Source organism: Pseudoruminococcus sp. (assembly GCF_047012705.1).
In the GTDB taxonomy this organism is placed as follows: Bacteria; Bacillota; Clostridia; order Oscillospirales; family Acutalibacteraceae; genus Pseudoruminococcus.
In genome coordinates, this window is record NZ_JBKXNW010000012.1 from 94104 (window position 1) to 103156 (window position 9053).

Genomic DNA, 9053 nt, shown 5'->3' on the forward strand with positions numbered 1-9053 from the left:
GTTGAAAACATGATTTATATTACTTATTAAGTCCTTCGTAAACAGCAACAGCACAAGCAACAGTAGCACCAACCATTGGGTTATTGCCCATGCCGATAAGTCCCATCATTTCAATTAAATAGACAAAACCAACACAAAATAAATGCAATTTAAACACATTATAAGTTTATCATTATTAAACTTAATTGTCAACGATGATTTAAGTATTTTTTAACTCTTTTTTGTATTTATAGTAGGTGTTTCTTGTTATTTTGCCAATCATAAGCATCACTTCTTTATCGGTTAGCGAACCGCCAAAATCAATAGAATGTTTTTGTATTATTTTTTTTGCCTTAATACTCTTTTTTGTTACAACAGTTGTTCCTTTTTTTCGACCTATTTGTTTACCGTTTAATTTTGCCGTTTGCATACCCTCTGCTGTCCTTTTGTGTAAATCGTCAACTTCTTTTTGTGCTTGTTCAAAAGCAAGTTTTATTTGCTGCTTAGCAAGTATCATTAATACTTTATTTGTTGCTTCTATATATGTGTCTGCTATTTCATTGCCTGTTGCTGCAATTTGTTGATTTAAAGCATTTTTATATGTTAAGGTATTTATGTGTGGCTCTTTTATAAAAATTAAATTAATACCTTTTTGATATAAAACTTCGTATTCGCTAAAACCATCTATTGCATTACGGCTCATCCTTGACACACTATCAAATATAACTGTATCACCACTTTTAAGCCTTTTGTTTAGCTTAATCCATTCTGGGCGGTCTTGTTTTGTTCCCGTATAAGCCTCCTTAAAAATCGTTGCTGTACCGTCATAATTTTTAATGCTCCGTATTTGTCTATCAATGTTTTGCGTTGGCTTAGATATCCTTGCGTATCCATAAATCATTTTTACATCATCCTTTAGTGCGGTTTTAAACGAAGGAATTTTATAATATCCTCTTTTATTTTTTTGCATATTAATAATAATTCTTGTATTGATAAATTTTTTTCTTTTACTTTATCAAATTGCTTATTAGATAAATTTAATGCTTGCTTTGTTTCTAATAATTTTTTATCTTTTGTTTCTTTTTTACTTTTCATTTGATTTAAACTCCTTAGATTATAAATTTTTTGATTTCCTCATATTGTTTAATTGCACGATTTAGTTTATCTGACTTCTCAAATGTAAATATGTTAAAGTCTTTAATGTTTTTGTTTGGCTCAACTGTCAATAATTTAAAACCTTTTAGCATTAAAAATCCTGCTAATCTTTGATTGAACACCTTAAATATAGATATCACCTTACTTTCTGTAAATAGAAAATAAAAAAGCTATGCAAATTGGATACAACAACTAAAGCCTACCTTAAAGTAAGCTTTTAATTGATATATCCAATCAGCATAGCCTATTGCCAAAATTTAGGAAATTGCTCCGCTAAAAGCGGTAAAGATTGTTTTATTTAAGTGTTCGTTGATTTTTCAACTCACTACGGACTTTTGCGACAAAATATTAGGAGTAACACAAATAATTTGGTCTGTCAAGTGTTTTCTTGATTTAGTTAAAAATTAAAAAATTAGGAGATTGACTCATAATGTTAAGTAACTGTATCTCCTTAATCATATATTATATAAGAGTCTTATTTTATAAAAATTCCTACTTTGGTAAGTTACAAACATATAATTGTCAATAAAACCATTATTTTATCTTCAAGATATATTTATAAACCACCATAAATGGGGAAAAGTTAATCAAATGTGATTTGGCTTAAAAGTTCTCTGGTAAATTCCTCAAATTCAGATGCATCATCATGAGACTCAATATAATCATTGACTCATCATAATAATCATCAGTTCCTTCACCATGCCAATCTATACATGCATTTTAATTTTCTTATCCATTACTTCCATACCTCGAACACACGAACATTATGATTATTCATTTTGCCCTCATCATTAAATAATGCAAAAACACAACTAATGACACCCTGGGTATTGGTTTTTGCAACCTCAGCACCATAAGCAATAGCTTCGTCTTTGCAATTTTCATCAAAGGACTTTAAAACAACTTCATTGTTATCAATAGTTCTTGTAATTGCATACTTTCTTTCCATGTGATAATTACCTCCAGTTAATAATTTAGATATTTCAATTCCATAAACCTCTGCAATTATGCAAAGCTTTAAGAAAGGAATTTTAACATTACTTCTTCCATGATTCAGCCAAGCATAAACTGCATGTTTGGTTGAACCTGTAATTTCAGATAACTTTTGCCATCGTTCACTAAAACTTTGACAACCATTATTTTCTAATAGTTGTATAACATTATTTGTAATTGTATTACTATCTGTATTATTCCACAACTCATTGAGCATGAGAATATCTTTACTTTCGTTCAAAGTACCAATCCTTCTTTTTTCTAAAATATAGATTTTAACTTTATTATTTTTAAGTTATTTTATATCATCATGCCCTGGATGGCGTTTTCATATAAGAACTTCTTCAGGGTTTTATTATTACCAGTATTATAGAAATCTAATAATAGCACATTGAATTGTTCCATGTGTTTATCGGTAATAGTGAGAATACCAGCTCCGGCAGAAATTAATATTTTATTTGCAAGCGTTAAACTTGTACGCTTGTTACCATCCCAAAAGAATTGACCCCTTGCCCCCCATGAAAAAGCCTCTAACGCTTTATCTGTAGCCGATGCATCCAGATTATAAATGATTGCTTCAAACTCTCGGATAACTTTCTCACGCTCCGGAATAGGCGGTTCATAATCCGTTCCAGATATTCCTACGGTGCCGGTTCGCAGCCTGCCCCATTCAAGAGCTTCATTTCTTGCGATATATTCATTTAGTTTGCACCAATAATCAAATGTTAATGGCTCGTTGATAGTGTTTAAAAGAAATTTCCAAGCATCACGCATATTTAAAATCGCTTGTATATCGTCAAGCTGGACATTTGGAACATTAACACCATTCAAAATAGTTTTAGTCTGCGGAAATGTTACAGCTCTGTTCTCCATCTTCATTCCGCAATAAACATTTTCATCCCATTTCTTTTTTGCGAGAAATAAACTTTGCTCGGGCGTTAAATGAAATTTATCTTGATAATACATTGAATCACTCCTTCACAGTTTTGATTTTTTAATATCATTTTTGTAAGATAGTACATTCATTTGCTAATGCCATTTAAAAAACTCCAATTATTAGTTTTTATGGTTAGATATTTAACTGTAATTCATTTACTATATGAGAAAATAGCATAGCACACACTTTTTATATTGTCAAGTATTTTTCTGATTCAGTTTTAAAAATTTAAAAATTAGGAGATTGACTCATAATGTTAAGTAACTGCATCTCCTTAATCATATATAAAATATTTAGTTAGATTCTTATATAAATATTGTATATACAATAGCCATTAAAATGTGAAAATAAAATATTGTTACTTTAATGGCTATTTGCATTTGACAATTATTTTATAAACACTCCTACTTTGGTAAGTTACAAACATATAATTATCAATAAAACCATAATTTTATACAACGGCAATAATAATCGTTGCACTATGTATTAATTTAATATTAAATTACAAAACAAAATTAATTGCCTTTTATGTCCTTGTTTATCAATATTTTTAAGCTGTAAAACAACTTGTTTAAACTCTTTTGTATTAACTATCTCGTTATCAGTTAGATTAAGTGTGCTTAGGTGCATAATAATTTTAAGCGGTTTTAAAAACTGTTGCTTATGTCATTCATTATTTTTTGCCCCTCATTTTTAAAAATTTTTTATCTAAAAACTGATTTAATAAATCAATTTCATCAACTTGTTTAGCCACATCACTAACTAATAGATTAATATAGTTTTGTGTTGTGCTAAGGTTGCTATGTCCTAACAACTTTGATAAGACTACAACACTGCCCCCATTTAATATCCATTGCTTAGCAAAAGTGTGCCTATATCGGTGCAGTCCTGTAGTTAATACTCCTCGCCTATGGTTATACTCATAAAGCATATGATAAGATGTAGACTTTGTTAATTTTTTGCCGTATACATTACAAAATAGCCAATCATCAATATTTTTATGCTGCAGATATTTTAAAAAGTCTTTTAGTATACACAATATTGTATCGTTGAGAGGTATTAATAACGGCTTGCGGGTTTTGGTTACTCTCACATTTAATAGTGCATTAGTAAAGTCCACATCTTTAATTTTTAGCTCCATCAAGCTGTGTTGTCTTATACCGGTTGTAAACAGCAAACAAGTAATAACCCACGACTCAAACTCTGCAAAACTACATTTGTTTATATTTGTTTTTTAAAAGTATCTTTAATTCATCGTTGCTATAAGCTTCTTTTGCGGGTTTATCAATTTTTATGCTTTTTAAAGTATGCATATACTCATTATCCATTAAATAATGGAGGGTAGTAATTAAATCTCTTAAATATTCATTAATACTCATATCATTTGATAAATGCCCTTTTAGATACAACACATATTGATTAAATGTATCGACTGTAAATTCGTTAATAGGCATATCAGGCGATAAATAATTAAACATTTGCTTGTAACTACTCTTGTAATGATTAATGGTTGCTGGTCTTAGATTTCGCATTTTGCAGTCTTGTATATACATTTTACAACATTCACCAAATGTTAGATTTTGATTACCCATTTTTAACCTTTGCAATATTACACCTCCTAAATGTTAGACACATCATTAAATTTTTTGATGTTAAAAAAATAGAAAAATGTGCTTATTTGCTTTGTTTTTATACTTATGTCGCACAAAAAAGAATAGACACATCATCAGGTTTTTACCTAAATATGATGTGTCTAATTTACTAATGTTTGTCTATTTAATTTATTGCAGTAAAAGAGCCAAAAACCGCTTAGTTAAGTCCTTCGTAAACAGCAACAGCACAAGCAACAGTAGCACCAACCATTGGGTTATTGCCCATGCCGATAAGTCCCATCATCTCAACGTGAGCAGGAACTGATGAAGAACCGGCAAACTGAGCATCACCGTGCATACGACCCATAGAGTCTGTAAGACCATAGGAAGCAGGACCTGCACCCATGTTATCTGGGTGAAGTGTACGACCTGTGCCGCCGCCTGATGCAACGGAGAAATACTTCTTGCCATTTTCAAGAGCCCACTTCTTATATGTACCTGCAACAAGATGCTGGAAACGAGTTGGGTTAGTTGAGTTGCCTGTGATAGAAACATCAACGCCCTCGTGAGCCATGATTGCAACACCTTCACGAACATCGTCTGCACCGTAGCAACGAACAGCAGCTCTTTCGCCCTCAGAGAAAGCTCTCTCTTCAACGATATTAAGCTCGCCTGTGAAGTAGTCATACTGAGTCTTTACATATGTAAAGCCGTTGATTCTGGAAATGATATACGCAGCGTCCTTACCAAGACCGTTAAGGATAACCTTAAGAGGTTCTTTACGAGCCTTGTTAGCTGTTCTTGCAATACCGATAGCACCCTCAGCAGCAGCGAAAGATTCGTGACCTGCAAGGAATGCGAAGCACTTTGTCTTATCTTCGAGGAGCATAGCGCCAAGATTACCGTGGCCTAAGCCAACTTTTCTCTGTTCTGCAACAGAGCCAGGGATACAGAAAGCTTCAAGACCGATACCGATAGCTGCAGCAGCTTCAGAAGCGGACTTAACACCCTTCTTAATAGCAACAGCACAGCCGAGAGTATAAGCCCAGCCTGCGTTTTCAAAAGCGATTGGCTGAACGCCCTTAACGATAGAGTAGGCGTCAACACCTTTGCTAAGACATAGCTCACGAGCCTCTTCAAGACTAGCAATGCCATACTCAGCGAGACATTTTTCTATTTTGGCAATTCTTCTTTCCTTGCCTTCAAATTTTACATCGTTTGCCATAAAAGCCTGTCCTCCTTAGTCTTGATTATTCTTCACGTGGGTCGATATACTTAGCAGCACCATCAAAACGACCGTATTGACCGATGTTGTTCTTGTATGCTTCATCAGGGGATACGCCGTGTCTGATATCTTCGAGCATTTTGCCGAGCTTAACGAATTGATAGCCGATAACCTCGTTATTCTCATCAAGAGCAGTCTTAAGAACATAGCCTTCTGCCATTTCCATATAACGAACGCCCTTAGCCTTTGTGCTATACATAGTACCAACCTGTGAGCGGAGACCTTTACCGAGGTCCTCAAGACCTGCACCGATTGGAAGACCATTTTCGGAGAAAGCTGTCTGGCTTCTGCCGTATACGAGCTGCTCGAAGATGTTCTTCATAGCAGTGTTGATAGCGTCACAAACGAGGTCTGTGTTAAGACATTCGAGAAGAGTCTTGCCTGGGAGAATTTCAGCAGCCATAGCAGCAGAATGAGTCATACCGGAGCAGCCGATTGTTTCTACAAGAGCTTCTTCTACGATACCCTCTTTTACATTGAGGGTAAGCTTACAGGCACCCTGCTGAGGTGCACACCAGCCGATACCGTGTGAAAGACCGGAGATGTCGGTAATTTGTGTGGACTTAACCCACTTGCCTTCTTCAGGGATTGGGGCAGGACCATGGTGAGGTCCTTTTGTTACGATACACATGTTTTCAACTTCATGTGAATAATTCATATGCGTTACTCCTTTCAGATGATAATTGTATGTTGCATACGGTTTTATTATAACATTTTATAGAAAATAAGCAAGCATTTTGTTGAAAATTGAGGTATAGAGATTGCGATGTTTTTGAAAAAATGTTAAAGCAAAAGTGGTTTTATATAACTAACTGTAATATACTTTTATACTTTTCAAGTTTTTATAATGTATTTTTGCAGAGGGCGTATATTTTTTGATAGCATATATATTTATAAGGAGTTATAGGCTTAAAGTATGTTTTGTGATATAAAGCAAATTTAACAGTAAGAAAAGCTTAAATTCTTATAAAATGATTATTGACATTCTCTGTTCGATGATTTAGTATTTGAGTAAAATATTTATTGGTATTTGTTGATGGATATTTTAATTTTATAAAAGAATATGAATAAAACAACACATTTGATGAGGAGGATTTTTATGAGAAAAAGAGTTAGAGCATTATTTGCAGTTCTTTTAGTTTCGGTAGTAGCATCAACGGGAATTATAACTATATCGGCTGCAAATGATAAAAATAGTACATATAATGAAAGAGCAACAAAAGATACTTCCATAGTTTCGCAGGTAGAAACCTCGAAAACAAATGATTTTAATTATACACAAGCTCTAAGCGAAGTTTCAAAGTCTAAGCAAGTTAAGAAAATTATGATAAAAGAAATTCCGGTAGAGCAATTAACACCCGAAACAAAACAAGACTACTATCATAAAATGCTTAATGCAATCGATTATTACAACACTGTAAGAGGTTCTTTTACTACAAATTATTTAAATGATGACTTACAAGAGGAAACAGTTGTATCATATCAGGTTGATATGATAAATAATAAGTGCTATGAGCATATGATTAATAAAGACAATGATTCGGAAGTTTATGTCGGCAGTGGGGATATAATGCATATAGATAATGTAAGTAGGTCTAAAGAAAAATCTCCGATATATTTTACTAAGGTTAGTGAATTGGCAGACTATAATAATTCTGTTTTGCAAACAGAAGATGATATTGAGCAAGCAAGAATAGGATTACATGAAAAATTTGCAGATGATAAGAGAGTAACAGTTGATGAAAATGGCGATATACATTATTTGAATAGGTTAAATTCAACAAATTTATGTGTTTCAGCTTCATATTCATTATTTCCACAGGGTTTGACATTTGGCTATCTTTCAAATCAAGATATGTGGGAGATTAGTGGAGATACAGAATATCTCGGCAGAGATGCGGTTGTGATAAAAGGCACTGCCGAAGATTATGGCAAGAAATTTAATACAGCTACTTTTGAGATGATTGTTGATAAGGAAACAGGTATTCTTTTGGAACTTCAAGGATATGATGAAAACGGAGAACCATCTTCATATATAAAAACTACTGACATTTCTTTTGAACAACCAGAAGTAAAAACATATTCCGCAAGCAAATATTCAGATTATGAAGATGTAGTGCGATGATAATTGATATAAAGTAAGGGCTTTTAAGTTTATGACTTAGGAGATGCTTGATATTTATTATTGACAGTATAATATTATTGTGATATATTTTTAAAAAATAAACTAAAAGGAGGCTTGCTTAATGCTTACACCTGCATACTTTGCATAGCAGAGGCTATTGCAAATAAAAACTAAATAGTAATGTAATAGCCTTTGCAAATCCAAAGATTATTTTACGATGGAGATGCAAAATGAGCTATTCAAATACAACAGAATATGTTATTATACCGAAAGACAGCTACGCTATAATTCGTGGCTGTGCAAAATGCGGTTCTAAATCGAGATTTGTTAACACAAACAAATTCAGAGTAAATGCAAACGGCAATAAGATTGACATATGGCTGATTTACCAATGTGAAAAATGCCGCCATACGCTTAATCTTACTGTGCTCGAGAGAGTTTCGCCAAACGAGATAGGCGAAAATTATAAGAGATTTCTGGCAAATGATATAGAGCTTTCAAGAGAATATGGCGTTGATAAAGCTTTCTTTGTAAGAAATAGAGCGGAGATTGATTTTGATACAGCAGAGTATGAATTGAAATGTGTTAATAAGGGGACAGAAGATATTTTTATTATCAGAAATCCCAATGGTGTTAAGATTCGCCCTGATAAAATTGCGAGTGAGCTTTTGAAAGTTTCACGAAGCAATATAAAAAAGCTTATAAAGAATAACAGCCTTGAAATTAGAACCGAACTTAATGGAGATATAATAATCAGAAAATTCTGATGTTTTTACCGCCTTGTGAATAGCAGGGCGGTATTTTGTGTTTCATGCTGTTTATGAGGTGAGCAGATAATTTATAATGAAGTTTGCTGATATAGAAAGCTTACATATATAGGTAGGGGAAATCTGCTCTGTAAAATCTATATGTAGTGTGCGAAAATAAATTTTAAAAAATTTCGAAAAAAGTGTTGACATTTGGGTTGGGGTATGATATTATAAACAA

Annotated in this window: 11 protein-coding genes and 1 pseudogene; 2 read left to right on the top strand and 10 right to left on the bottom strand. The window is 33.0% G+C overall.

Going from position 1 to position 9053, the window contains the following annotated elements; genetic code table 11:
- Nucleotides 1-19 precede the first annotated feature (19 nt).
- The 10 genes and pseudogenes from ACLU24_RS11880 to ACLU24_RS11925 all read right to left on the bottom strand — a co-directional run.
- Nucleotides 20-115 (bottom strand): annotated as a pseudogene (locus tag ACLU24_RS11880) (GGGtGRT protein); the annotation flags it as partial.
- Between the two features lie 84 nt (nucleotides 116-199).
- Nucleotides 200-880 (bottom strand): recombinase family protein, encoded by a 681-nt coding sequence (locus ACLU24_RS11885; protein ID WP_412612884.1) that lies wholly within the window; start codon nucleotides 878-880, stop codon nucleotides 200-202.
- Nucleotides 881-894: 14 nt separating this feature from the next.
- Complete coding sequence (locus tag ACLU24_RS11890; RefSeq protein WP_412612886.1) at nucleotides 895-1074, bottom strand: hypothetical protein; 180 nt, start codon at nucleotides 1072-1074, stop codon at nucleotides 895-897.
- Nucleotides 1075-1088: 14 nt separating this feature from the next.
- Complete coding sequence (locus ACLU24_RS11895) at nucleotides 1089-1274, bottom strand: DUF5659 domain-containing protein (protein WP_412612887.1); 186 nt, start codon at nucleotides 1272-1274, stop codon at nucleotides 1089-1091.
- A 596-nt stretch (nucleotides 1275-1870) separates the two neighbouring features.
- Nucleotides 1871-2368, bottom strand: a complete 498-nt coding sequence (locus ACLU24_RS11900; protein ID WP_412612888.1) for a hypothetical protein — start codon at nucleotides 2366-2368, stop codon at nucleotides 1871-1873.
- A gap of 59 nt (nucleotides 2369-2427) precedes the next feature.
- A complete protein-coding gene (locus tag ACLU24_RS11905) occupies nucleotides 2428-3093 on the bottom strand; it encodes a Fic family protein (RefSeq protein WP_412612890.1) in 666 nt (221 codons plus the stop codon).
- Between the two features lie 644 nt (nucleotides 3094-3737).
- The gene (locus ACLU24_RS11910) at nucleotides 3738-4289 is read right to left on the bottom strand and encodes a tyrosine-type recombinase/integrase (protein ID WP_412612903.1); all 552 of its coding nucleotides are present in this window, start codon (nucleotides 4287-4289) and stop codon (nucleotides 3738-3740) included.
- Nucleotides 4276-4671 (bottom strand): phage integrase SAM-like domain-containing protein, encoded by a 396-nt coding sequence (locus tag ACLU24_RS11915; RefSeq protein ID WP_412612891.1) that lies wholly within the window; start codon nucleotides 4669-4671, stop codon nucleotides 4276-4278. Before ACLU24_RS11915 ends, ACLU24_RS11910 begins: the two co-directional genes overlap by 14 nt.
- Before the next feature lie 202 nt (nucleotides 4672-4873).
- Complete coding sequence (locus ACLU24_RS11920; protein ID WP_412612893.1) at nucleotides 4874-5881, bottom strand: GGGtGRT protein; 1008 nt, start codon at nucleotides 5879-5881, stop codon at nucleotides 4874-4876.
- Nucleotides 5882-5906: 25 nt separating this feature from the next.
- Complete coding sequence (locus ACLU24_RS11925) at nucleotides 5907-6599, bottom strand: iron-sulfur cluster assembly scaffold protein (RefSeq protein WP_022264110.1); 693 nt, start codon at nucleotides 6597-6599, stop codon at nucleotides 5907-5909.
- Between the two features lie 441 nt (nucleotides 6600-7040).
- On the opposite strand from ACLU24_RS11925, the gene ACLU24_RS11930 reads away from it, so the two are divergent.
- Nucleotides 7041-8066, top strand: a complete 1026-nt coding sequence (locus tag ACLU24_RS11930; RefSeq protein ID WP_412612895.1) for a hypothetical protein — start codon at nucleotides 7041-7043, stop codon at nucleotides 8064-8066.
- A 230-nt stretch (nucleotides 8067-8296) separates the two neighbouring features.
- Nucleotides 8297-8833: a DUF1062 domain-containing protein gene (locus tag ACLU24_RS11935; protein WP_412612897.1), complete on the top strand. Its 537-nt coding sequence runs from the start codon at nucleotides 8297-8299 to the stop codon at nucleotides 8831-8833.
- Nucleotides 8834-9053 lie beyond the last annotated feature (220 nt).

What these genes read in the sequence shown, in the direction of transcription:
- ACLU24_RS11885 (WP_412612884.1), bottom strand. Translation starts at nt 880, where the DNA reads ATGATTTATGGATACGCAAGGATATCTAAGCCAACGCAAAACATTGAT.
- ACLU24_RS11890 (WP_412612886.1), bottom strand. Translation starts at nt 1,074, where the DNA reads ATGAAAAGTAAAAAAGAAACAAAAGATAAAAAATTATTAGAAACAAAG.
- ACLU24_RS11905 (WP_412612890.1), bottom strand. Translation starts at nt 3,093, where the DNA reads ATGTATTATCAAGATAAATTTCATTTAACGCCCGAGCAAAGTTTATTT.
- ACLU24_RS11920 (WP_412612893.1), bottom strand. Translation starts at nt 5,881, where the DNA reads ATGGCAAACGATGTAAAATTTGAAGGCAAGGAAAGAAGAATTGCCAAA.
- ACLU24_RS11925 (WP_022264110.1), bottom strand. Translation starts at nt 6,599, where the DNA reads ATGAATTATTCACATGAAGTTGAAAACATGTGTATCGTAACAAAAGGA.
- ACLU24_RS11930 (WP_412612895.1), top strand. Translation starts at nt 7,041, where the DNA reads ATGAGAAAAAGAGTTAGAGCATTATTTGCAGTTCTTTTAGTTTCGGTA.
- ACLU24_RS11935 (WP_412612897.1), top strand. Translation starts at nt 8,297, where the DNA reads ATGAGCTATTCAAATACAACAGAATATGTTATTATACCGAAAGACAGC.